Below are 24,361 nucleotides of genomic sequence, written 5' to 3' on the forward strand. Positions count from 1 at the left end.
GACCGATGGCAATGAGAGAGCTTTCTTATTATAAATGAAAATACAGCACCTCGAATTTAAAAATTCAAAGGTGCTGTCTTGATATTCAATAAGGAAAAGAGTATTATTCTATTTATTATTTATTCAGAGAGTTACAGATCTGTTGGTTGATTTCTCTGACTTTAGCTTCATTCATCTTGATTACTTTACGGTCATAAGTCATCAGACCGTTGATTTCACCTTCTACGTCTGTTGTCTGGGTATATACGGCAGCAGAGAATCCTTTCCGGATCAATTCCAACAGATGTTTGCCATATTTAATGTATTCGTTCGTTACTTCGTCCGATGTATTGAACTTCACATAACCCCAGTTTTTCTTGTCATTCACCCAAGTGTTTCCTTCTACTACCAAGCCGATACCTCCATATTCACCCAATACGGTAGCGCGTCTCGGATCGTAAAGGAACATGTTCGGGCCCGGATAGTGGTGAAGGTCGAGAATATCGCCACAAGTATAGTGATTACCACCGCTGGCAGGATTCACCAGGCGGCTAGGATCGTATTCTTTGGTCCATGCTACGATTTCCGGAGTTTTGAATTGTCCCCATGCTTCATTGAAAGGAACCCATACAGCGATACTCGGATAAGAATACAGACAGTCGATGATTTCTTTCCACTCTTTGCGATAGTTAGCTTCCGAAGCAGCAGAACGAATCACTTCCGTACCGTTGAAATAATTGCGTGCCTGCCACTGTGGGCTAGGACCACCGTTCGGCATATCTTGCCATACGATCAATCCTAATTGGTCGCAATGAGTGTACCAGCGTGCAGGTTCTACTTTGACGTGCTTACGTACTATGTTGTAGCCGAAGTCTTTCGTCTTCTTCAAGTCATAAACCAATGCTTCGTCTGTCGGTGCGGTATACAAACCGTCAGGCCACCACCCCTGGTCGAGCGGACCGAACTGGAAATAGTCTTTGTTGTTCAATTGCAGGCGAGTGATGCCATTCTGACCTTTGCGGATAGAATATTTACGCATAGCCGTATAACTCTTTACCTGGTCTATTGCTTTTCCGTCTTTATACAGAGTCACTTCCATATTGTAGAGGAAAGGAGAGTCCGGAGACCACAGTTTAGCATTAGCAGGCATTGTCAGTTCAACAGGTACTCCGTTCAACGCTGCGCCTTTGGCTACAAGGTTCTTACCATCGAATACTTTTACTTCCACTTTGTCGGCAGAGGTCGTATTAGCGGCAACTTCTACCTTAACAGAATTATTGTCAATATCAGGAGTAGTTTTCAGATTAGTGATGTATTGTGTTGCAACCGGTTCCAACCACACTGTTTGCCAGATACCTGTAACCGGAGTGTACCAAATGCCATGAGGATTTGCTATTTGTTTTCCTCTGGGTTGTTCGCCACGATCTGAAGGATCCCATACTTTTACTACCAAGTCATTATTTCCTTTATTAAGTACAGAAGTAATATCGAAATAGAAAGGAGTAAATCCGCCTGTGTGTTCGCCTACTTTTACATCATTCACCCAAACTTCTGCTTTCCAGTCTACCGCACCGAAATGCAGCAGGATTTGTTTGCCGCGCCAGGCTGAAGGAATATCGAAAGTGCGTTGGTACCACAGTTCTTCTTTTTCGTTTATCATTTTACCTACGCCTGATAAAGACGATTCTACGGCAAAAGGAACAAGAATATCGCCTTGGTAAGCAGCAGGCGTAGGATCACCTTTCTTTGTGATTGCATATTTCCAAAGCCCGTTCAAGTTTTTCCAGTCATTACGTTCCATGATAGGACGCGGATATTCCGGCAATACGTTTTTAGGGTCAAGCTGTTCTCCCCACGATGTCTTGATTTTGTCACCGGCAGGTTTCCATTGAGCAAAAGTCGAACCGCATAAAGCCAATGCAAGCAGCATTGTTAGAAAATTCTTTTTCATGTTCATGGTATACATTTATAATTAGTTGTTGAATTGGTATCCCATTAAAAAGGAATATCGCAAAGAAAGTGGAAATAAAAGAGAATAAAGGAAAATTACCGTTCAAAAAATAATAAATTCTCTTCTTTTTTATATAAAGTCCCGTATAAAGCGGCTTCGGATAATAGAGAATGGAAGTGATGGTCAGTTTTTGTCCTTTATGGGTTCATGTAAATTTGCGTTTGACTGCTGAATCGTATGAATAAATGTTTTTGTTATTTTTCAGCTATTTTTGTTCCTGATGGTTTGGGCAATATTGTTCCGGTTTTATTCGGTATTCCCAGTATAGCCATCCCATCTTTGTCCCACTCTATTTTTTGTAAGCGGGGAGTACGTGAGTCCATTGCACCTGGAGCGTCATTCGGTATCTGACGGGCATGATAAAGCATATAACATTCCTTTCCATCCGGTGAAGAGACGAAAGAACTGCCGCCAGGGCCAAAAACTTCATTCTCCGGTTTCTGCTGAAATACGGGTGTCGGATGTTTCTTCCAGGAAGCAGGGTCCAACAGGTTGGCATTGGCGTCTGCTGTTAGCAATCCTACACAATAATAGGGAGTCCAGCTACCGCTGGCGGAATAAAAAATGCATACTTTATCTTTATTCTTCGGCTGAAAGAAATGAGGTGCTTCGTTCACATGGATCGGATAGGCTGTTTTGCTGCCATCGGGATTAACCCATTGACACTCCCATTCATATTCAGGTTTGGAAATCAGGACTCTGTCAGAAGAAAGAGTCCACGGATTTTCCATCGAAGCGATGTAAATACATTGTGTCTCGCTGTCAATTCTTCGTTTTTGCCATCCGCACCAAATCATGTAACGCTGTCCGTTGTGTTCGAAAGTACTCGCATGAATTGCCCAGTTATTATCTTTGTCGGTCGGTATGCGCCCTTTCATGACAAACTTACCTTCTGTAGGAATATCAGCCTCGTTTTCAATCACATAAATCTGGTGATTGTCCATGTTGCCATCGTCTGCTGCGAAGTAAATATACCATTTGTTGTTGATGCGATGCATTTCGGGGGCCCATAAGTGATGGGAATTGCTTGGATCGGTTGGTATCCATACCGGCTTTCTAAGACTGTCATTCAAATTTGTAATATCACTGGTCTCCCAGAGCATGATTCTGCTTTCAGAGCCTTGCGTATAATAATATTTCCCTTCATAAAAAACAGCCCATGGCTCTGCTCCTCTTTCACGTAGCGGATTTGTATAAGTCGCTCCTGTTACGGCTTCCTTTTCCGGCTCTGTTTTCTTCTTGGGTTGACAGGATGCACAAATAATTATTAAAAGTACGGTTAGGAATAACAATCTGCTTCTCATGGTATTTTTTACTTAATAATAATATTGCAAAGAAAGCATAAAATCTTGATAAATCATCTTTTTTTTGCAGATTGGTTAGTATTTATCCTTAATTGGTTCGTATTTATTGAATTTTCTAGTTGTTTTTTCTCATCTTTGCAGCACGAACTTTAAAATTGATATTGTATGAAACTGAAGCACCTTATCCTTCTTAGTATTATTTGCTGTTCCCAGTCTGTATTTGGACAAAAAGCCAATCAACAACCGAAGACGAGTGGCAATCCTGTATTCCCGGGATGGTATGCCGATCCGGAAGGAGTTGTATTTGGGGATGAATACTGGATTTATCCTACGTATTCGGCGCCTTATGACGAACAGACTTTCATGGATGCCTTCTCGTCTAAAGACCTGGTGAACTGGACAAAGCACTCGAAAGTGTTATCAAAAGAAAATATAAGTTGGTTTAAACGTGCTTTGTGGGCACCTGCCGTGATTCATGCGAATGATAAATATTATATATTTTTCGGTGCGAATGATATCCAAAGCAATAATGAACTGGGCGGTATTGGTGTAGCTGTGGCCGACAATCCTGCCGGACCATTTAAAGATGCGTTAGGCAAACCTCTGATTGATAAATTTGTAAATGGTGCGCAACCGATCGATCAGTTTGTTTACAAAGATGATGACGGACAATATTATATGTATTATGGTGGCTGGGGACATTGTAATATGGTGAAACTGGCCCCGGACTTGTTGAGTATCGTACCGTTTGAAGATGGTACCCTTTATAAGGAAGTAACCCCCGAAAAATATGTAGAGGGACCTTTTATGTTGAAACGTAACGGAAAATACTATTTTATGTGGTCGGAAGGCGGTTGGACCGGACCGGATTATTGTGTTGCTTATGCCATTGCCGACTCACCGTTCGGACCCTTCAAAAGAGAAGCAAAAATATTACAGAGAGATCCCAATATTGGAACAGGTGCCGGCCATCATTCAGTTGTAAAAGGGCCGGGAGAGGATGAATGGTACATCATTTATCATCGCCATCCATTGGGTGAAACGGATGGAAACGCTCGTGTGACCTGCGTTGACCGTATGTACTTTGATAAAGATGGAAAAATAAAACCCATAAAGATGACTTTCGAGGGAGTAAAGGCAAGCCCATTTAAGTAAAATCTGAAAAGTTCAGCCCGTCCGTAATTAATATTTCTGATTATCCGTTTATGCACCTGTTATATTCGCAATTACTAGTCTGTCAAAGAGTTTGTCTCCAAAATACCGTCTGTTTAATTTGTAAATAAACTCGTTGAGATACAACTGTAAGTATTTCCTTTTGATTTTATGGTAGTTGCCCAGCAATGTCCGTTTTGCATTACTGATTGCGATATGCACCCATTTGAGTGTTTCCTTGGTGGTTTTGGCGTCTGATTTCTCGGTGACGTGCAATTCCACCAGATCGGAGATGTCAACGTAAGAAGTGCTTTTGTCCGAAAATACGATGGCATCATCCTCCATGCAGTCCCTGACCACGCCGTTGATTCCTTCACTTTGATGGCTATCCAGTACCCTGGCCTTGAAATAACGCACATGCTTCTCCTTTTTGCCCGTTTCGATATCTTCCAACGGGGTGCTTTCGGCCATCACCGCAACGTTCTGCTTTCCCTCGGCTCCCCGGCCACGTGTACCCTTGCCTCGCTCGATTTCCTTACTGGCCACCGAAAAGTAACCCTCATCCAGTTCTATCATCCCTTCCAGTGTATACCTTGCATCCCGGTTGCCCATCGCCCTGCGGAGTTTGTGTACCATCGCCCATACCGGTTCGTAACGCTTCAATCCTAATTGCTTCTGGAGTTCGTTGGTGGAGAATCCCTTTTTTGTGCAACTCATCAGGAACATCGTTTTGTACCACACCAGAAACGGCAGCTTGGAGCTCTCCATGATCGTACCGCTGCGCAACGAGGTGCGGAAACGGCAACCTTTGCATTCATAACTCCATTTACCCTGTAACCAATAATGGGAAGTGCCCCCGCATCGCTTGCAGACAACCCCTTCCTTATCACGCTGCTCCTTGAAATGCAAACGACAATCTTCCTCCGAACCGAAATGAGCCGTAAAACTGAATATGTTCATAATCCCTGCTTTTTGAGCGCTAATATACTAAAAATATTAGGTGTGTTTGCGGAGAATCAGATTAATATTTTAATAAAGATGGGCTTTTTTTGATTTATTGTTTTATTTTTGTCCCTTTGTAAATTCAATATATCATAATTGTTGATATGGCTACTGAGAACTAGTGTATGCTCCTCTTTTGTAAATCCATAAAGGAGTAAGTATATTCTCTATTTATTGTATTCATGTATTCAACACAAAACTGCAAGTATTGCACTTTTGCCTCATTTACCATATTCATTTTTGTCAGAGACTGAATTGTATAACAAAGAGCTTCATCATTGATAGGATCAATATGAAATAAACTCTTACAAAGTGCAACAACTATCTTATATGCTTCTTTTTTAAAACAATTTTCGATCTCAATCAATAATACCGGTTCTAATTTTTGCTCAAGATTTCCTTTGAAAGAATCGAACTCTGGCATATCAATTGACCGAAGAAACTTCCCGCGAGATACAATTCCAATTAGTTCTGTCGCATTTCCTCCAGTATTATTTATCATCAAAAGTTTGACGCAAGCAAGATAATCACAATAAAATTCATCCGTGTATTCAATCCTGAACAAACCTTTATCGTATACAAGTTCAATTCCATCAATTTCTTTTAAGATTCCTCTTACATGATTAATGGCAACCCCACGTGAATTTTTCACCTTATCTTCAGATTTACCGGGCCAAAACAATTCACTTAACCTCTGTGATGAGATACCTCCTTTAGGGCTATATTGAAGAATTGATAAGAATACCTGTTTTAATTTGGTACTAAACATATAGGTTATATCCTTATTTTGCCTGTCACGTACCATAAACTCCCCAAACAAATAAATGCTATTAGCTTTTACTAAATTTTGTTCCAAGGAAGTGGAACATTTTACATTTACTGGATTTATAATAGTTTTTTTATCATTTGCTCCTTGTTTCTCATGGGAGCGACGTCTGATAAAAAAGATCAAAGCAGATATAATTACTATAACTAATAATATAAGCAATGCTATCAATATTTGGAAAGTAAATTCACTATTTTTACTGTGAGGTTTGTATGCACTCAATGGCGCATGACTTATCGGAGGAAAAGCCAATGAATACACACCCACACTGGAAGATATATCATCGTCGTCAAATTCCTGAACCACCGCAAAGAGTTTATTGAGTTTGTCACTATAATACAAATTAGCTTTCGTTTTTATCTTTTCGGAACGTATAGGTATAGAGTCACCTAATATTTGAAAAGCTCCGTCTTTGAATGCAAAACGATATAATTTGAGATAAGTATTAGAACAATGTTCCGGATAACAAAGCGTATAAAAATAAGAATCATCCTGAATAACCATTTCTCTTACAGGAACTATGTTTTCTCTATTCCATGGTATTTCCCACAGCTTGGAAACCGTGTTATTGTTCAAGTCTACTTTATGTAAATCATAAAAATATTGACGTCCCACTATTTGTTCGCCTGATTCATTACCCATACCTCCATATATATAGAGAGAATTGTCATCCTTACGGTATCCCATTGATGAAAAATAGCGTGGTTCTATCCGGTCTCCTTTCAAAACTACCGAATCCAGTCTGTTTTTGTTATAATTATACACATACAGTTCTTTACTATAGTATATGTCTCCAAAACCGCCAAATATGAAATGCCGTTCATTCTCCCGATCATAAGCAACACTATGGTGATGAAGTTGCATGGGTAAGTTTTCATTGCTCACTACAGTCCATTCTTTCGCTCGCAAATCCAAAGTTGCAACTGTTGGTTTGCCAGCATCATCTACATGAACTTCATATACATAAAGTTTATTAGCTCCACTATTCCAAAAATTTGTTCCCAGAAAAATATCGATAGGACACTTATTTGCAAGACTATTACATATTACGTCACCCGAGTACAAATTATAGGTAATAAGAGTATCTTTATTAAATATGTAGATATTGTCCGTAAGATCATCAAAATTATAGCCTGCTACACTAGAAGATGTAAACTTATACTTCTGTGCCCAATTATAAGACTCATTTATAAGCCATTTCGGATTACTAACTTGTCCGAATACTTTTCCCTCAATAGAGTGAACCTCCTCTCCTTCACTTTCATCTAAAGGAAAATTGTACTGTTGTTTATCATCAGAAATTATAAGTTGTCTTATTGAGAAAACTGGCACATCAATCATATAATCACTCTTTCCAAAATATATGTCTGGAGTCCATTTAGAAGGTAACTCAAGGTTGTGTACAAAAAATTTTTGTTGTTTGATTGCAAGACATAAAGAATCTTTTTGTAAATCAAATTTTATTGATACTTGAAACCAACGAGATGCTACTAAATCCTTAGTCTCAAATTTGGCAGCAATGAGACTATTCTTTCCTTCTTCATTTAATTTAAACACAGAGAATATACCATCGTTATAATAAGATAAATTATATATCTTATTATTTTCATTCTTTATCCTAACGATATAACCTAAACGAGAAGGACGCGTTAATGACATTTCAAAACTTATATTAAACTTATCCGAAAACTGAATAGGCGTATCATTAAAAACATTATAGGATGTACGCTCATCAATGGGATAATCATTCCCTTTAAATTCTAATCCTTGCCCGTATAAGGTTGATGATAAAAAAAATATACTTATTGTAGCTATGATATGGCAAGATGACAACTTCATAATATTTTATTTGTGTGTTTCTAATCAAAGAATTGAATGCAAATTTAAAATAAAATATCAAATTGCAATAAGCTTAACACCTTTAATATTCATTTTTTTTTCAAAAATATTCTCCAAGAAAAAATAATCATAACTAGCATCTCTCCTATTTTTGAATAAACCACTATTAAAGAAGCGCTTAGTTCCACAGAGATATATCCAGGTATCATATTTATAGAAAAAAACTTCTGTATATGTTTACATTAATGAAAAACAATGAACTCTCAACATTATTGATATATCAAAATATTGACTTTAAATGGCAAAGATTAATGTATTTCCTAGATAAATAACCGCTTTTTAACCTATAAATTAACCGTCATGCTCTTTTTTTGCCAAAAATTATACAACGAATTATAATGCATATAAAAATCAAAAAAAGAAAAACACATTTGACAAATCCGGTAAACTTACAATACATAGATATTTAATTATGAAAAACAAAAAACTTTATTTTGAATTGCGTATGAAACTAATGAAAAACTTACGAACGTTTACGTTCTTTATGTTAGTGGGAGCTATCGCTTTCACAACTAGTTCGTGTAGCGATGACGATGATTCGACCAAGTCCGACTATGGTACTGTAACAGGTATGGTAACTGACGAAAACAACACGCCTATCAATGGCGTTGCAGTTACTATTTCTGATGTCGAAGGTTCTACAGCTACTGGTGCCGATGGAAAGTACTCTTTCTCTAATGTACCTATGGATAAACGTACCATTACATTCACCAAAAAAGATTATCTGACTACCAGCGCAACTGTTTTAGCCGGCAAGTTCGATGCTAATAAAGTAGCATCTATAAGTATTCAGATGCTAAGTGCAGCAGCAAAGGTTATGGGTACTGTAACTGATGCTAAGAACAACAATGCTCCTCTTGCAGGGGTAACAGTAAAACTGGGTTCATTGACTACAACTACCGCCAATGATGGTACATACTTATTTGAAAGTCTCATTATTGATGATTATTCTATTACATTTAGTAAAACCGGTTATGTAGCAGTTTCAAGGGATATCAAGAAAGCCCAGTTTATAGATAAGATAGCCACTCTCGATATTCGTCTGGGTGGAGTAGAAGTATTGCCAGGTTTAACAGCTGATGATTTGAAAGAGGCTGATAAATGGCTTTATAATGAATACAGAGGCGGAAAAAATGCTGATAGCTATCCTCATTGGGATTGGTCAACCGATTATATGTGTACTTTGAGTTTCTGGGGCAATATGGAAGAACAGCCTGAAGGAACCACTCTAAGAATTAGAAATACGGGGGATGAACAAAAAAATCCGGCCAATCTGGATGCATTTGATTCTTATACTTATGGCAGCAAGAAGATTACGGAAGACAACAAGATATTGTCATTAAGAATCCGCACTCATAATGCAGATGACAAAGCACCTGCGTATTTTGGAGTGCAAGTAGTAGATCTTTCTGCTGCAGAACCTGTAGCTGTGAAAGTGGGAGGAACCAAAACCTGTGGTTCGCAAAGTTATACTGATTATGATTTTGACTTAAGTGACTATGTTGGAAAAGAAGTTATTATAGCTATCGGAATCTATCGTACCGCAACAGGTGATTATTGGAAACAATTGGTTCTTCGCGCTATACGCTTCGCTCCACAAAAAGTCGAAGGATGGAACTGGCTGCCCGGCACCGCTATCACAGGTTTGGAAGAATGGAAGTTAACTGCAGAAATGGTCCGTTCAACAATGGTTCAAACAGCTAAATCATTCACTGGAATAAGCCCCATTCGTGGTGGTAGCGGCGATTATTATGCAGCATACCGTGAGTGGCGAAATGTAAATCATATAGCCTATTGTTGGGCATTTATGCCGACAGTAAAAGACCCAGAAGTATTCCCTAGTGAAGGTTATCTGATAAAAACAACGGGGAACGGAGCCGCTAATACCAATAAACCCGAGGCTTATTTCTATGCAAAATTTGCAATAGCAGAAGGAAATAATAAATTAACGTTGACAACCCGCACGTTTGGTAATCAATGGACATTCTTTAAACTTACTGTTATCAAAGAAGACGGAACATTCATCAATCTAAATCCAATATCTAATACGGCCAGAGAAGCAGCTGCTGCAGAAAATGGTTGTTGGAAGTTCAAACATGATGCAGGAGGTCCGGACAATCCTAATACCTATGCTACATTCGTATACGACCTGGCTCAATTTAACGGCAGTAATGTAGTGTTGGCCATAGGCGTATTTAATGGAGAAAAGAGCAGCAATGAAAATAAGCTGGTATTCCACAGCGTCGAATTAAACTAAAAAAAGACCCTGTTCTTACTCGAATCTTTTGCTTGTTTGCCTATTTATCAGGCTAAAGATTCGAGTAGTAACCAGTTCATACTGAATAAAAACATAACTAAATTTTAATAATTATCATTATGATGAAAACACAACGTGCAAAAAAAATGCAATATCTGTATTCTTGCATTCTTATGGTGTTTCTTCTGACTTTGAGCTCACCATCATGGGCGCAGAAAAGAACCATATCAGGTATTGTTACAGATGAAACCAATGAACCTGTAATCGGGGCCAATGTTGTAATCAAAAACACAACCGTAGGTACGATAACCGGTATAGATGGTCAATATCGTATTGAAGCTCCAGATAATGCTACTTTAGTATTCTCTTTTATAGGCTATAATTCTATAGAAGAAAAAGTGAATAGACGTACACAAATCAATGTTTCTATGAAATCCAATGACATCACTCTTAGTGATGTAGTGGTTGTGGGATATGGTGTACAAAAAAAAGTGAGCCTTACCGGTGCAATAGCAGGAGTGAGAAGTACCGACCTATTGAAAACAAAAAATGAGAATCCGCAGAATATGCTTACCGGTAAAATCTCCGGAGTACGCGTATGGCAAAAAAGTGCCGAACCCGGATCTTATAGTAATAATTTTGATATTCGTGGATATGATGCTCCATTGGTCATCATTGACGGTGTTCCTCGTGACGTGCAAGACTTCCAGCGTTTGAATGCTAATGACATTGATGATATATCTGTACTGAAAGATGCTTCGGCTGCTATTTATGGGGTACGTTCTGCCAATGGTGTTATATTAGTAACTACTAAAAAAGGCTCAAAAGAGGGAAAGACAAAAGTCTCATACAATGGTTCCTTTACCATCCAACAGCCATCTGACATGCCTAAACTGTCCGATCCGTATGGAACAATGACTTTATATAATGAAAAGGCGATGAATAAAGTAGATGGTGGGAATATTATATACGGTGAAGATCAGTTCGAAGCTTTCCGCAATGGTTCACGCCGAGCTACAGATTGGAATTCATTAATATTTTCAGATCATTCTCCTCAAACTCAACACGATATCAGCATCTCAGGAGGAAATGAAAGAACCCAATATTATATAGGTATGGGATATTTCTATCAGGAAGGATTTTTCAAATCAGGAGATTTGAATTATGAGAAATATAATATTCGTTCTAACATCTCGACAAGAATTCTTAAAGGATTGACTTTCGAACTCAATCTTAGTGCTTTCCTCGATGAACGAAATTCTCCTTATTACAGTTCAGTAGATATTATTCGCAACTATTGGTCGCAAGGGGTATTGTATCCAGCGTATGCCGATCCGGAAAATACAATGTTAAATTACAAAGGATTAGAATTGGAAAATAATACGGTTGCCTTCATGACTTCCGACGTGTCGGGATACAAAAAGAACAAACAGAAAAATATCCAATCTTCAGCATCACTCAATTATGATTTTGGAACAATAACACCTGTTTTAAAAGGCTTGTCAGCAAAAGCATTGTTTAGTTACGATTACCGATTGGACAACAATGAAAGTTACCGTAAGGAATATTATCAATATGCTTATGATGATTTGACCGATACCTATACTCAAAAATTGTATAACAACAGTTCTCCGAGCAACCTCCTTCGAAAAATGTACGATAAACAACAGACTCTGGCTCAGTTAATATTGAATTATAATCGCACATTTGGAGAACATTCCGTAAGTGGATTAATCGGTTGGGAAACTCAGAAACGTCAGGGAGATAACTTCTATGCCCAACGCAATCTTGCCTTCAGCGTTCCATATCTTTTTGTAGGCGAAGACACTGCCCAACAAGGTGGAATGTATTCGGGTAACTCCGATCTTTACGAGGAAGCTAATTCAGCTTTAATAGGTAGAATAAATTATGCTTACGGAAGCCGTTATTTGCTTGAAGCACAATTCCGTTACGATGGATCATCTAAGTTTGCCAAAGGACATAAATGGGGGTTCTTCCCTTCCATATCAGCAGGATGGCGTATCTCTGAAGAGTCGTTTTTCAAATCAATATCTGCTCTTTCTTTTGTGAATCAGTTGAAGGTACGTGCCAGCTACGGTGTATTAGGAGATGATTTAAGTAATAATTGGAATTATGAATGGGCACAAGGATATAATTATCCTGCTACCAGCGGAAATGCTGAAAAAGGGTATTATAATCAATATGCTCCCGGCTTCGTCTTTGGCGATAAATTCGTTTATGCCGCCTCACCGAAACCTCTTCCTAATGAGGGTATCTCATGGTACGAATCAAGAACATTCGACATTGGTGTAGACTTTGAGGGATGGAATGGTTTATTCGGTTTTGTGATTGACTACTTCGACCGCCGCCGCAAAAATATGTTTGCCCGTAGTAGCGGAGATTTACCAACAGTTGTAGGCGCTGAAGCTCCATTAGAGAACGTTAACAGCGACCGGCAATTTGGTATAGACCTGGAGCTTACACACCGGAATAAAATAGGAGATTTTTCTTATAAGGTAAAAGCAATAGGTACTATTACTCGCAGAAAACACATGACTGCAGTCAATAAAGGTCCTTGGTCCAGTTCTTATGATAGATGGCGCAATGACAATTTGAACAATCGTTATCAAGGTGTTCAATTCGGTTATAATTCAGCAGGACGTTACACTGATTGGAATGATATCTGGACATACCCTATTTATAAAGACAGAGATATACTCCCTGGAGATTACAAGTATGTAGACTGGAATGGAGATGGTGAAATCAATGGTCAAGATGAACATCCTTTTGCATTCGATCAAACACCTTGGTTAAATTACAGTTTGAATTTGGATTTCGCATATAAGAATTTTGATCTGAACATATTATTTCAAGGTTCTGCCCTCGGTTCTATGGAATATAAAGAACCTTTATACAATATATGGGGTGAAAATGGCGGAGGTGCTTTGGAGCAATTCCTTGATCGTTGGCATCCGACAGACCCTCTGGCTGATCCCTACGATCCGAAGACTCAATGGGTAAGCGGTCACTATGGATATACGGGCCATTATCCAAAAGGGAACTCTGAATTCAATCGCGTCAGCACAGCTTATTTACGTCTTAAGAGTATAGAAATTGGCTATACCCTTCCTCGGATAAAAGCTTTGTCGACCATGAACCTTCGCATATTTGCCAATGCCTACAATCTGTTTACAATAACAGGCGTGAAATTTGTCGACCCGGAACATCCTGACGACGATCTGGGTAGAATGTATCCGTTAAACAAAACCTATACAGTAGGAATGTCTCTTTCTTTTTAAGGTTTTGGACAAAAAAATAATTTAAAATATTATCTATATGAAAAAGATATTTATATTATCATTGTTTAGTATCTTATTATTCAGCGGTTGCAATGATCTAGATATTGCTCCCAAGAATCTCATTACCGATAAAGACTTAATAGGAAGCGAATCGGGAATGGATATTTATATGGCACGAATGTACAGTAATATACCTTTCGAAGATTTTAAATATATGGCAAAATGGGGATTTGATTTCAATTCCTGGTTAGGTGCATTCGGTATTGAAGGAACAGGTGAAGCCGTAGGCAGAGATAACATCTGCAAGAGCTTTACAGGAGAAGATACTCAATACTGGGGAAAATCATTTCCTTTGTTGCGTGATGCCAATTTTTTAATTGAGAACTTGCCGAAATACGAAGGAAACTTTGCTGGTAATGTTTATAATCACTATATGGGTGAGGCTTATTTCGTAAGAGCTTTTGTCTTTTACACGATGGCAAAGCGCTATGGTGGTGTACCGCTGGTTACGAGAGTGATACAATATCCGGCTGACGAAAGTACGCTGGAAGTTCCCCGCTCGTCGGAGAAAGAGACATGGAACCAGGTGTTATCTGACTTTGACACAGCCATATCACTATTAAGTAACAAACCGTTAAAGGATGGCTATTCAAGTAAATACATCGCATTAGCATTCAAATCTGAAGCTATGCTATACGCAGGGTCCGTTGCTAAATATAATGAAACAGTTCAAGGACGTCTTACAGGATTAGGACGCAAAACAGGCGTACGTGTTATCGGATTCGACGAGAGCCAATGGGAAGATGCATCCAAAAAATATTTCACTGAAGCTTATAAAGCAGCCCGTGAAGTAATGATAAATGGCGGTTATGATCTTTATAAGAAAAAATGGGCAGCAAACGATAAAGAAGCTCAATACCAGAATATGGTAGATATGTTTAGCGATCTGACTAGTCCGGAAAATATATATGTAAGAAAATACATATATCCAACCATCACACACGGATATGACGCTTACAGTGCTCCACTAGTATTCCGCGCTCCGCTATCATCTGAAACGTGTCCAACTCTTGATTTTGTAGAATTATTTGATGGCTTCGAACATTATGCTGACGGAACAATGAAAGTAACTGACGGTGCTTCCAACACCGATGGTAACTATCTGCTGTTTAATACACCGATGGATTTCTTTAAAAATGCGGAACCTCGCTTACGTGCCTATGTAATCTTCCCCGGTGACATGTTTAAAGGTAGAGAAATTGAAATCAGAGCGGGAATATATACTGGAGCAACTCCAATCAAACCTTTTTTCAATGATTACTCTTTTGCCAATGCTGACACTCACTACCAAGATTTAAATGCATATACCGGCAAGCCCAAAACATTATATCTCAGTCCTAAGATGGAAAATCAGGAAGTTGTAAAATATGACGGTAAAGATATGACTGCAGGCGGAGAAAATGGTCCGTTCTATGACCAGGGAGAATCGGCAATAACCGGATTTTATGGACGTAAATGGCTAACCCAGATCCATCGTTTGCGGCAGGCGAAGGAAAATCAGCTCAACCTTTTATATTGATGCGTTATGCTGAAGTTCTGCTCAATGCGGCCGAAGCAGCAATAGAGTTATCTTTAGCCGGAGTAACATCTCCTGATGGAGAAAATCTTCTCCAGCTGGCAACCAAAGCAGTAAATGATATCCGTGAACGTGCAGGAGCTACTCTGTTGACAAGTAACCTGACAGCTACAGAAGGAGGACGTGACATCGTACGGAAAGAACGTCGTAAAGAATTAGCCTTTGAGCATAAGACTAAATGGGATTTGCGTCGTTGGCGTGTACAAGATTACAATAATAGAGGCGGATTTTGGGGTGAAACAAGAGATAAAGATAAGTTTAGCAGTAATTCCCGTTATCGTTTCCGTGGATTATATCCTTTCTTCTCAACCCAAGCTGGTAAATACTTCTTTGACGCTCGTTTCCAATGGACTTCAAACAGAACTGCTGACTACAGTACTATTGACTACTACTTCGGAATACCGGGTGGAGAAGTAACGAAGAGTCCGCTAATCGATCAGCAGCCTAACCGATAAAAGATAAGTGATATAAAAAACTAATTAAGAAACATAGAATATGAAAAAGATAACATTTTGTACCTTATTATGTGCACTGTTCACTTTCGGTTCCTGTGACATGTTCAGCGTTGACAATTACGATGAACCAGCGGAAACATTGCAAGGTGAAGTAGTAGATGTAGCTACAGGAGAAAAAGTGCTGACCGACCAAGGCAGTGAAGGTATTCGTGTGCGCTTGACTGAACTCAGTTGGGGTGATAATGTTCAGCACAACCCAGATTTTTATTGTATGCCCGATGGCACATTCCAGCATACAAAATTATTCAAAGGCACATACAATATCCGTATTGATGGTCCATTCATACCCCTAGTGCGAGAAGATAACTATGGAGTGCCTTTAGCTGATGAAACGATAGAGAAAGAAATATCAGGCATAACAAAAGTACGTTTTGAAGTAGAACCTTTCTTAAAAATAGTATTCGTAAGTGAACCGACAATCAGCAATGGCAAAATTACGGTAAAGGTCAAAGTAACGAGAGGTGTCAGCAAAGAAATCTTCAAAGAAAAAATTGAACCTCTAGGAGAATATAAAGACAGCTTTTTAAATATGACTGACATACAACTATTTGTGAGTTATTCTTCAACTGTTGGATATAGAGCACGAGACGATCGTTGGTCTAATAAGATAGAGTACACTGGGGCAGACTTTGAACCTCTTTTTGGAACGGAAGTTACCATCAAATCCAACGGTACAATACCTTCAGGCAGAACAGTATTTATACGAGCAGCTGCCCGTATAAACTACGAAACAGAAAGTGTCCGTCGCTGGAATTACAGTGAACCTATGGAAGTCTTAGTTCCATAATTATTGGCATAGAATTTAGATTAAAACAATCCTATTTTGAAAAGAGGTTAGCCTCTTATCCTTACGTGGATAACCTCTTTCATAAATTTCATATATAAAAAACAAGTTATGAATAAAAATAAAATAATCATCGTTTTCAGCTGGATATTAGGAGCCATGTTATTCGGGTGTTCCGATTCAGATGCCAATGAAAACAACAATTCCGGTGATAAAGGATTTACATACAGTGATGTAATTACAGCATACGATTCGTTTAATGAGTACTTATTCCAAGATTCCCGCCAAGTTTATCGTAGAGATGCAGGAAGTGGAACATCGGAGATTGCCGTAGGTTGGACACAAGCCATGATGTTTGATATGACGATAAACGCCTATAAACTCACAGGTGATAAAAAATATATGGACCTGATGGAAAAGCATTTCGAGGGATGTTCTAATGAGTTTACATTCGATTGGTATGATTATTCCCACTGGGATTTATATGACGATATGATGTGGTGGGTCGGTTCGTTAGCACGTGCATACTTGTTGACCAAAGATGATAAATACCTGAAAATATCAGAAGATGGTTTTTATAGAGTATGGAATGGAAAGCCACAATCAGAAGGAGGACATCCTTTGGATAAAGGTTCGTTCGATCCGAACAGCGGGGGCATGTACTGGGACTGGAAATTTGGTCGTACAGGGAAAATGGCATGCATCAACTATCCAACTATCATAGCTGCAATGGAGTTATATAAGGCTACAAACAACTCCCAGTATCTGGAAAAAGCAAAAACCGTTTATAAATGGGCTTCGGAAAATTTATTCAATCCGGTAACAGGTGCAGTAGCAGACTCTAAACATGATGGAAATGCTGATGCCGCTTGGACAATGCTTGTTTATAACCAAGCCACTTGCATGGGCTCTGCCGCCATGCTTTATCTTGTGACAAAAGATCAGACTTATCTAAATCATGCAAAAGCCGCTATGGATTATATTATAGCAAAGAAGTCAACAGCAAATAAAGTTTTAAGGCCGGAAGGTAATCCATCTCAAGAAGAATTAACAGACGAAAAAGGTATTTATAATGCCATCTTAGCCCAATACATACCTATTTTAATTAATGATTGCGGGCAAACCCAATACACCGAATACATAGAACGCAGCATCAATCTCGGCTGGAAAAACCGTGACAAGGAACGTAATCTGACTAATAAGTTCTTGGAGCGAGTTCCATTATCAACGTCCCCCTGTCTTCTTATACAGCTTCCGGCATTCCTGCACTAATGCTAACTTTCCCGAATGTAAAAGACCGGAGATAAAAAAGCACTGATTATAAATCTCTGCATAGAGGAAAATCAATAGGTTCATTATAATAATCATTTGTACCTTTGCTAAGTGTTTTATTGAAAGGTACAAATGATTTTCTAGTTTGAAGCAAAGTAAATTTATTAGGGGAAAATGATATTCAACAGTCTCATTTTTTATTGTAGAAAAGTGTTTTGGTCTGTATTTGTTCTTTATTGAATAAATATTATCGTTTTTTTTCAGCTATTTCTGCAATCTTTGTAACAGGAAAAATACTATAAACTTATAAACTATCATGAAAGGCAAAATTCTTTTGGCTCTGACACTACTATTGGGAGTATCAACTACCACATGGGCAGTCGGTAATTTAGGAAAAGCAAACCAGAAGAAGCATGCGTATACGAACGAAGATGTATGGGCAGCTTATGAAGGATTTAATAATACACTACTAGACTCCAATAAATATATTTACAAGACAAATTCGTCCTATCCGAGTGCTGTTGACCGTGGCAATGGAGCAGCGGCTATCTGGTGTCAGCCTATTTATTGGGATATGGCAATGAATGCCTATAAACTGGCAAAGGCACAGAAAGACAGAAAGAAGACAAGTTATTATAAAACACTCTGCGAGAAAATATTCGCAGGGAACAAAGCGCAATATTGTCAGTTTGATTTTGATGATAACAACGAAAATACCGGTTGGTTCATCTACGATGACATCATGTGGTGGACTATCAGCTTGGCACGCGGCTACGAACTTTTTGGAGTGGATGAATATCTGAAACTCTCGGAAGCCAGTTTCAAACGGGTATGGTATGGCTCGGAAAAAGTGGGTGATACAGGTTCGTATGACAAAGAAAACGGAGGTATGTTCTGGCAATGGCAACCCATTCAAAATCCGAAACCGAATAAATTCGGTGATGGAAAGATGGCATGTATCAACTTTCCGACAGTTGTTGCAGCATTAACCCTCTACAATAACGTACCTGAAAATAGAAAAGAATCGACCGACAAACGGCCGGATTATCAGACGAAAGCTCAATATCTTGCCAAAGGTAAAGAAATCTATGAATGGGGAGTGGAAAATCTCTTGGATAAAGCAACAGGAAAGATTGCCGATAGCCGTCATGGAAATGGTAATCCTGCCTGGAAAGCACATGTCTATAATCAGGCAACCTTTATCGGAGCGTCCATACTGCTTTATAAGGCGACCGGAGAGAAACGTTATCTGGACAATGCTATTCTGGCAGCAGACTATATAGTGAAAGATATGTCTGCAGAACATAAAGTGCTACCTTTCGAAGGTGGTATTGAACAGGGTATCTATACTGCCATCTTTGCGGAATATATGGCATGGTTGGTGTATGATTGCGGACAAACCCAATATCTCCCGTTCCTGAAACGTACCATCAAAACAGGTTGGGCAAACAGAGATAAGACACGGAACGTATGTGGAGGCGAATACTATAAAAAGTTGCCGGAAGGTGCGGAAATCGACAGTTATTCTGCTTCCGGTATACCGGCATTGATGCTTTTGTTTCCGGCTAAGAAATAAATAGAAAACGACGGAATTTGCGTAAAATAGATTAAATAAACAGGTGATTTAAATTATGAAACAACAACTGATGATGCTGTTACTGGGAACAGCTTCTGTATTTTGTAGCTGTGAGACCCAGGTAGAACAGCACGAGAAGAATGAATTACGTGCTCCGGCATATCCGCTGGTGACAATTGATCCTTATACTAGTGCATGGTCTACTACGAACAATCTATACGACAGTCCTGTAAAACATTGGACAGGCAAGGATTTCTCTTTACTTGGTGTTGCAAAAGTAGACGGACAAACCTACCGTTTCATGGGAACGGAAGAACTGGAACTACGTCCTTTGGTAAAGACATCCGAACAAGGTAGCTGGACAGGAAAGTATACCACTCAACAGCCTGCTGACGGATGGCAGAATGCCGGATTCAATGATAAAGCCTGGAAAGAAGGCGAAGCTGCCTTCGGAACCATGGAGAATGAACATACAGCCAAAACCCAATGGGGTGAAGAATTTATCTGGGTACGCCGGGTAGCTGATATTCAGGAGGACTTGACAGGAAAGAATGTATATCTTGAATTCTCTCATGACGATGATGCTATTATTTATATCAACGGCATCAAAGTGGTAGATACAGGTAATGCTTGTAAAAAGAACGAACGGGTGAAACTGTCGGAAGAAGTAGTAGCTTCTTTGAAACCGGGTGAGAATCTGATTGCAGGCTATTGTCATAACCGGGTAGGAAACGGACTGCTGGATTTCGGATTGCTGGTAGAATTGGACGGTTACCGTTCTTTCCATCAAACAGCACAACAAACTTCTGTAGACGTACAACCTATGCAGACTTATTATACATTTACTTGCGGTCCGGTAGATTTGAAACTGACATTTACCGCTCCTATGTTCATGGATAATCTGGACTTGTTGTCACGTCCGGTCAACTATATTTCTTATGAAGTAGCCTCCAATGACGGAAAGAAACATCAGGTAGAGTTGTATTTCGAAGCATCTCCGCAATGGGCAATCGACCAATCTCACCAGGAATCTGTTGCCGACAGCTTTACTGACGGCGATTTGTTATTCCTTCGTACCGGAAGCCGCAATCAGGAGATTCTGAAGAAAAAGGGTGATGATGTTCGTATCGACTGGGGACATTTCTATCTGGCAGCTGAAAAGGAAAACAGCACATCTGCAATCGGTGACGGCAGAGAGCTGCGCAAGAACTTCGTAGCCAATAAACTGGAAGCTCCTACCACAAACGGTTATGATAAACTGGCTTTGGTACGTTCATTGGGCGAAACACAAAAAGCTGATGGCCATCTGTTGATCGGGTATGATGATATTTATTCTATCCAATACTTTGGTGATAACCTGCGTCCTTACTGGAATCGTGAGGGCAATGAAACGATTGTTTCCCAATTCCAGAAAGCAGAGAAAGAATACAAGACACAAATGAAGAACAGCGCTGCTTTCGACAAGAAACTGATGGAAGAAGCTACTGCTGCCGGTGGACGTAAATATGCCGAACTTTGTGCATTGGCTTATCGTCAGGCATTGGCTGCACATAAACTGGTACAGGCTCCGAACGGTGACTTGGTGTTCCTTTCTAAGGAGAACTTCAGTAATGGTTCCATCGGAACAGTCGACCTGACTTATCCGGGAGCTCCGCTGCTTTTATACTACAATCCGGAATTGGTGAAAGCTACCATGAACCATATCTTCTATTATAGCGAAAGCGGAAAATGGGCGAAACCATTTGCTGCGCATGATGTCGGTACTTATCCATTGGCTAACGGCCAGACTTATGGCGGTGATATGCCGGTAGAAGAATCGGGTAATATGGTGGTATTGGCTGCTGCCATTGCAAAGGTAGAAGGTAATGCAGATTACGCACAGAAACATTGGGAAACCCTGACTACGTGGACAGACTATCTGGTAGAGAACGGACTTGATCCGGCCAACCAACTTTGTACCGATGACTTTGCAGGTCACTTTGCACACAATGCCAACCTTTCTATCAAAGCAATCATGGGTGTTGCTTCATACGGTTATCTGGCAGATATGCTGGGCAAAAAAGATGTGGCTGAAAAGTACACACAGAAAGCGAAAGAAATGGCTGCCGAATGGGTGAAAATGGCTGATGATGGTGACCACTATCGTCTTACATTTGACAAACCGGGAACATGGAGCCAGAAGTATAACCTGGTGTGGGATAAACTGTTGAATCTGCAAATCTTCCCTAAAAATGTTGCAGAAACGGAAATAGCTTACTATCTTTCGAAGCAAAATAAATATGGTCTTCCGTTGGATAACCGTGAAACATACACAAAGACCGACTGGATCATGTGGACAGCTACATTGGCAAATGACAAAGCTACCTTTGAGAAATTTATCGAACCCGTATATCTGTTTATGAACGTTACACCTAACCGTGTTCCGATGTCCGACTGGGTATTTACAGACGAACCGAATCAAAGAGGCTTCCAGGCACGTTCCGTTGTAGGTGGATATTATATCAAAATGCTTGAAGGAAAACTGATTAAATAAAACAAAAATACCATGAAGAAACTAGCTCTATTCGCTTTTACGTTACTTAGTGCATGGGCTATGACTGCAAAAACAATTACCGGACCGGTGGACTACGTTAGTCCGCTGGTTGGTACGCAGTCAAAGCACGCATTATCTACCGGAAATACTTACCCTGCCATTGCGCTGCCCTGGGGAATGAACTTTTGGGTTCCGCAGACTGGTAAAATGGGCGATGGATGGGCCTATACGTATGACGCTGACAAGATCAGAGGATTCAAACAAACCCATCAGCCAAGTCCCTGGATCAATGATTACGGTCAATTTGCCATCATGCCGGTAACCGGTAAGGCAGTATTTAATCAGGATGAGCGTGCCAGTTGGTTCTCTCATAAAGCTGAAACGGCTACTCCTTATTATTACAAAGTATATCTCGCCGATCATGATGTAGTGACCGAAATTGCTCCGACAGAGAGAGCGGCTGCTTTCCGTTTCACTTTCCCCGAAAACGACCACTCTTATGTAGTGGTAGACGCTTTTGATAAAGGCTCGTTTGTGAAAGTAATCCCTTCGGAGAACAAGATTATCGGTTATACCACTAAAAACAGCGGTGGTGTTCCTGCCAACTTTAAAAACTACTTTGTACTGGTATTCGACAAACCGTTTACTTATACGGCTGCCGTAGCCAGTGGTGTGATTGACACCAACAAACTGGAAGCGACAGACAATCATGCCGGTGCACTGATCGGTTTTAAAACCCGCAAGGGCGAACAGGTAAATGTGCGTGTAGCTTCCTCTTTTATCAGCCCTGAACAGGCGGAATTGAACTTGAAAGAGCTGGGTACGGACAACATTGAACAGATTGCTGCGAAAGGCCGCAAGGTATGGAACGAAGTTCTGGGACGTATCGAAGTGAAAGACGATGATATCGACCATTTGCGTACTTTCTACTCTTGTTTGTATCGTTCGGTATTGTTCCCCAGAAGTTTCTACGAGATAGATGCTAAAGGAGACGTGATGCACTACAGCCCTTATAATGGTGAAGTACTTCCGGGATATATGTTTACCGATACCGGTTTCTGGGATACGTTCCGTTGTCTTTTCCCATTCCTTAACCTGATGTATCCATCCATGAACACAAAGATGCAGGAAGGATTGGTGAACACTTATAAAGAAAGCGGATTCCTGCCGGAATGGGCAAGTCCGGGACACAGAGGTTGCATGGTTGGAAACAACTCCGCTTCCGTAGTTGCCGATGCCTACCTGAAAGGATTGAAAGGATACGATATCGAGACATTGTGGGAAGCCGTGAAACATGGAGCGAATGCAGTGCATCCGAATGTTCGTTCTACCGGACGATTAGGACATGAGTATTACAATAAATTGGGATATGTACCTTATAATGTAGGTATTAACGAGAATGCAGCCCGTACACTGGAATATGCATACGATGACTGGTGTATCTATCAATTGGGTAAAGCCTTGAAGAAACCGAAAAAAGAGATTGAAATCTTTGCAAAGCGTGCAATGAATTATAAGAATCTCTACGATCCCGAACACAAACTGATGCGTGGTAAGAATGAAGACGGTACGTTCCAGTCTCCGTTCAATCCGTTGAAGTGGGGGGATGCCTTTACGGAAGGTAATAGCTGGCATTATACCTGGTCGGTATTCCACGATCCTCAAGGTCTGATCGATTTGATGGGCGGTAAAGACGGATTCAACCAGATGATGGATTCTGTATTTATCCTGCCTCCGATTTTCGATGAAAGTTATTATAGAGCCGTTATTCATGAAATCCGTGAAATGCAGATTATGAACATGGGCAACTATGCACATGGCAACCAGCCGATTCAACACATGCTCTATATGTACAACTATTCCGGCCAACCCTGGAAAGCGCAACATTGGATTCGTGAAGTGATGGACAAACTTTATACCCCTGCTCCCGACGGTTATTGCGGTGATGAGGACAACGGCCAGACTTCTGCCTGGTATGTATTCTCGGCAATGGGATTCTATCCGGTATGTCCGGGTACGGATGAATATGTCTTGGGTACTCCTTACTTCAAGGAGATGAAGCTGCATCTGGAAAACGGAAAGACGGTGACTATCTCTGCTCCGAATAACGGAGACGACAAGCGTTACATTTCATCAATGACATTGAACGGTAAAGAATATACCAAAAACTATCTGACCCATCAGGACCTGTTGAATGGCGCTAGCATTTCTTACAAAATGGATGCGAAACCCAATCAGCAACGTGGTACCAAAGAGTCCGATTTCCCTTATTCTTTCTCTAACGAATTTAAAAAGAAGAAGTAATCATGAAGAAAC

The 24,361-nt window shown here is 40.0% G+C and carries 12 protein-coding genes and 1 pseudogene; 9 read left to right on the plus strand and 4 right to left on the minus strand.

Annotated features, from left to right (window positions below; all coding sequences use genetic code 11):
• Positions 1–115: 115 nt before the first annotated feature.
• Together INE92_RS21700 and INE92_RS21705 are read right to left on the minus strand one after the other, a co-directional pair.
• Entirely contained in the window at positions 116–1,930 is a 1,815-nt protein-coding gene (locus INE92_RS21700; protein ID WP_008997660.1) for a glycoside hydrolase family 2 protein, read from the minus strand.
• A gap of 254 nt (positions 1,931–2,184) precedes the next feature.
• Positions 2,185–3,294, minus strand: a complete 1,110-nt coding sequence (locus INE92_RS21705) for a glycoside hydrolase family 43 protein (RefSeq protein WP_015532180.1) — start codon at positions 3,292–3,294, stop codon at positions 2,185–2,187.
• Positions 3,295–3,459: 165 nt separating this feature from the next.
• On the opposite strand from INE92_RS21705, the gene INE92_RS21710 reads away from it, so the two are divergent.
• Positions 3,460–4,449 carry a glycoside hydrolase family 43 protein gene (locus tag INE92_RS21710; RefSeq protein ID WP_015532181.1) on the plus strand — a complete coding sequence of 330 codons (990 nt, stop codon included), beginning with the start codon at positions 3,460–3,462 and terminating at the stop codon, positions 4,447–4,449.
• A gap of 48 nt (positions 4,450–4,497) precedes the next feature.
• Here INE92_RS21710 and INE92_RS21715 read toward each other — a convergent pair whose 3' ends face one another.
• Together INE92_RS21715 and INE92_RS21720 are read right to left on the minus strand one after the other, a co-directional pair.
• Positions 4,498–5,406, minus strand: coding sequence for an IS1595-like element ISBbi1 family transposase (locus INE92_RS21715; RefSeq protein ID WP_005807145.1), 909 nt, complete (start codon positions 5,404–5,406; stop codon positions 4,498–4,500).
• 160 nt (positions 5,407–5,566) lie between these two features.
• Entirely contained in the window at positions 5,567–8,113 is a 2,547-nt protein-coding gene (locus INE92_RS21720) for a Kelch repeat-containing protein (RefSeq protein ID WP_015532182.1), read from the minus strand.
• A 472-nt stretch (positions 8,114–8,585) separates the two neighbouring features.
• Here INE92_RS21720 and INE92_RS21725 point away from each other — a divergent pair, with 472 nt between their 5' ends.
• The 8 genes and pseudogenes from INE92_RS21725 to INE92_RS21760 all read left to right on the plus strand — a co-directional run bounded on the left by INE92_RS21725 (position 8,586) and on the right by INE92_RS21760 (position 24,349).
• Positions 8,586–10,430, plus strand: coding sequence for an MSCRAMM family protein (locus INE92_RS21725; RefSeq protein WP_015532183.1), 1,845 nt, complete (start codon positions 8,586–8,588; stop codon positions 10,428–10,430).
• A gap of 119 nt (positions 10,431–10,549) precedes the next feature.
• Positions 10,550–13,729, plus strand: coding sequence for a SusC/RagA family TonB-linked outer membrane protein (locus tag INE92_RS21730; RefSeq protein ID WP_195436717.1), 3,180 nt, complete (start codon positions 10,550–10,552; stop codon positions 13,727–13,729).
• A 37-nt stretch (positions 13,730–13,766) separates the two neighbouring features.
• Positions 13,767–15,820 (plus strand): annotated as a pseudogene (locus INE92_RS21735) (RagB/SusD family nutrient uptake outer membrane protein).
• Positions 15,821–15,860: 40 nt separating this feature from the next.
• Positions 15,861–16,667 carry a DUF3823 domain-containing protein gene (locus INE92_RS21740; protein WP_015532186.1) on the plus strand — a complete coding sequence of 269 codons (807 nt, stop codon included), beginning with the start codon at positions 15,861–15,863 and terminating at the stop codon, positions 16,665–16,667.
• Between the two features lie 108 nt (positions 16,668–16,775).
• Positions 16,776–17,936 (plus strand): glycoside hydrolase family 76 protein, encoded by a 1,161-nt coding sequence (locus INE92_RS21745; RefSeq protein ID WP_233476901.1) that lies wholly within the window; start codon positions 16,776–16,778, stop codon positions 17,934–17,936.
• Positions 17,937–18,252: 316 nt separating this feature from the next.
• Positions 18,253–19,512 carry a glycoside hydrolase family 76 protein gene (locus INE92_RS21750; RefSeq protein ID WP_195436715.1) on the plus strand — a complete coding sequence of 420 codons (1,260 nt, stop codon included), beginning with the start codon at positions 18,253–18,255 and terminating at the stop codon, positions 19,510–19,512.
• Between the two features lie 55 nt (positions 19,513–19,567).
• The gene (locus INE92_RS21755; RefSeq protein WP_195436714.1) at positions 19,568–22,045 is read left to right on the plus strand and encodes a glutaminase domain-containing protein; all 2,478 of its coding nucleotides are present in this window, start codon (positions 19,568–19,570) and stop codon (positions 22,043–22,045) included.
• 12 nt (positions 22,046–22,057) lie between these two features.
• Complete coding sequence (locus INE92_RS21760) at positions 22,058–24,349, plus strand: GH92 family glycosyl hydrolase (protein WP_004312826.1); 2,292 nt, start codon at positions 22,058–22,060, stop codon at positions 24,347–24,349.
• The last annotated feature ends 12 nt before the right edge of the window (positions 24,350–24,361 follow it).

The sequence above is a fragment of the Bacteroides xylanisolvens genome (assembly GCF_018289135.1).
Taxonomy (GTDB): Bacteria; Bacteroidota; Bacteroidia; order Bacteroidales; family Bacteroidaceae; genus Bacteroides; species Bacteroides xylanisolvens.

Coding starts and splice junctions, on each gene's coding strand:
- INE92_RS21730 (WP_195436717.1), top strand. CDS start 10,550: ATGATGAAAACACAACGTGCAAAAAAAATGCAATATCTGTATTCTTGC.
- INE92_RS21725 (WP_015532183.1), top strand. CDS start 8,586: ATGAAAAACAAAAAACTTTATTTTGAATTGCGTATGAAACTAATGAAA.
- INE92_RS21755 (WP_195436714.1), top strand. CDS start 19,568: ATGAAACAACAACTGATGATGCTGTTACTGGGAACAGCTTCTGTATTT.
- INE92_RS21740 (WP_015532186.1), top strand. CDS start 15,861: ATGAAAAAGATAACATTTTGTACCTTATTATGTGCACTGTTCACTTTC.
- INE92_RS21715 (WP_005807145.1), bottom strand. CDS start 5,406: ATGAACATATTCAGTTTTACGGCTCATTTCGGTTCGGAGGAAGATTGT.
- INE92_RS21705 (WP_015532180.1), bottom strand. CDS start 3,294: ATGAGAAGCAGATTGTTATTCCTAACCGTACTTTTAATAATTATTTGT.
- INE92_RS21700 (WP_008997660.1), bottom strand. CDS start 1,930: ATGAAAAAGAATTTTCTAACAATGCTGCTTGCATTGGCTTTATGCGGT.
- INE92_RS21710 (WP_015532181.1), top strand. CDS start 3,460: ATGAAACTGAAGCACCTTATCCTTCTTAGTATTATTTGCTGTTCCCAG.
- INE92_RS21750 (WP_195436715.1), top strand. CDS start 18,253: ATGAAAGGCAAAATTCTTTTGGCTCTGACACTACTATTGGGAGTATCA.
- INE92_RS21745 (WP_233476901.1), top strand. CDS start 16,776: ATGAATAAAAATAAAATAATCATCGTTTTCAGCTGGATATTAGGAGCC.
- INE92_RS21720 (WP_015532182.1), bottom strand. CDS start 8,113: ATGAAGTTGTCATCTTGCCATATCATAGCTACAATAAGTATATTTTTT.
- INE92_RS21760 (WP_004312826.1), top strand. CDS start 22,058: ATGAAGAAACTAGCTCTATTCGCTTTTACGTTACTTAGTGCATGGGCT.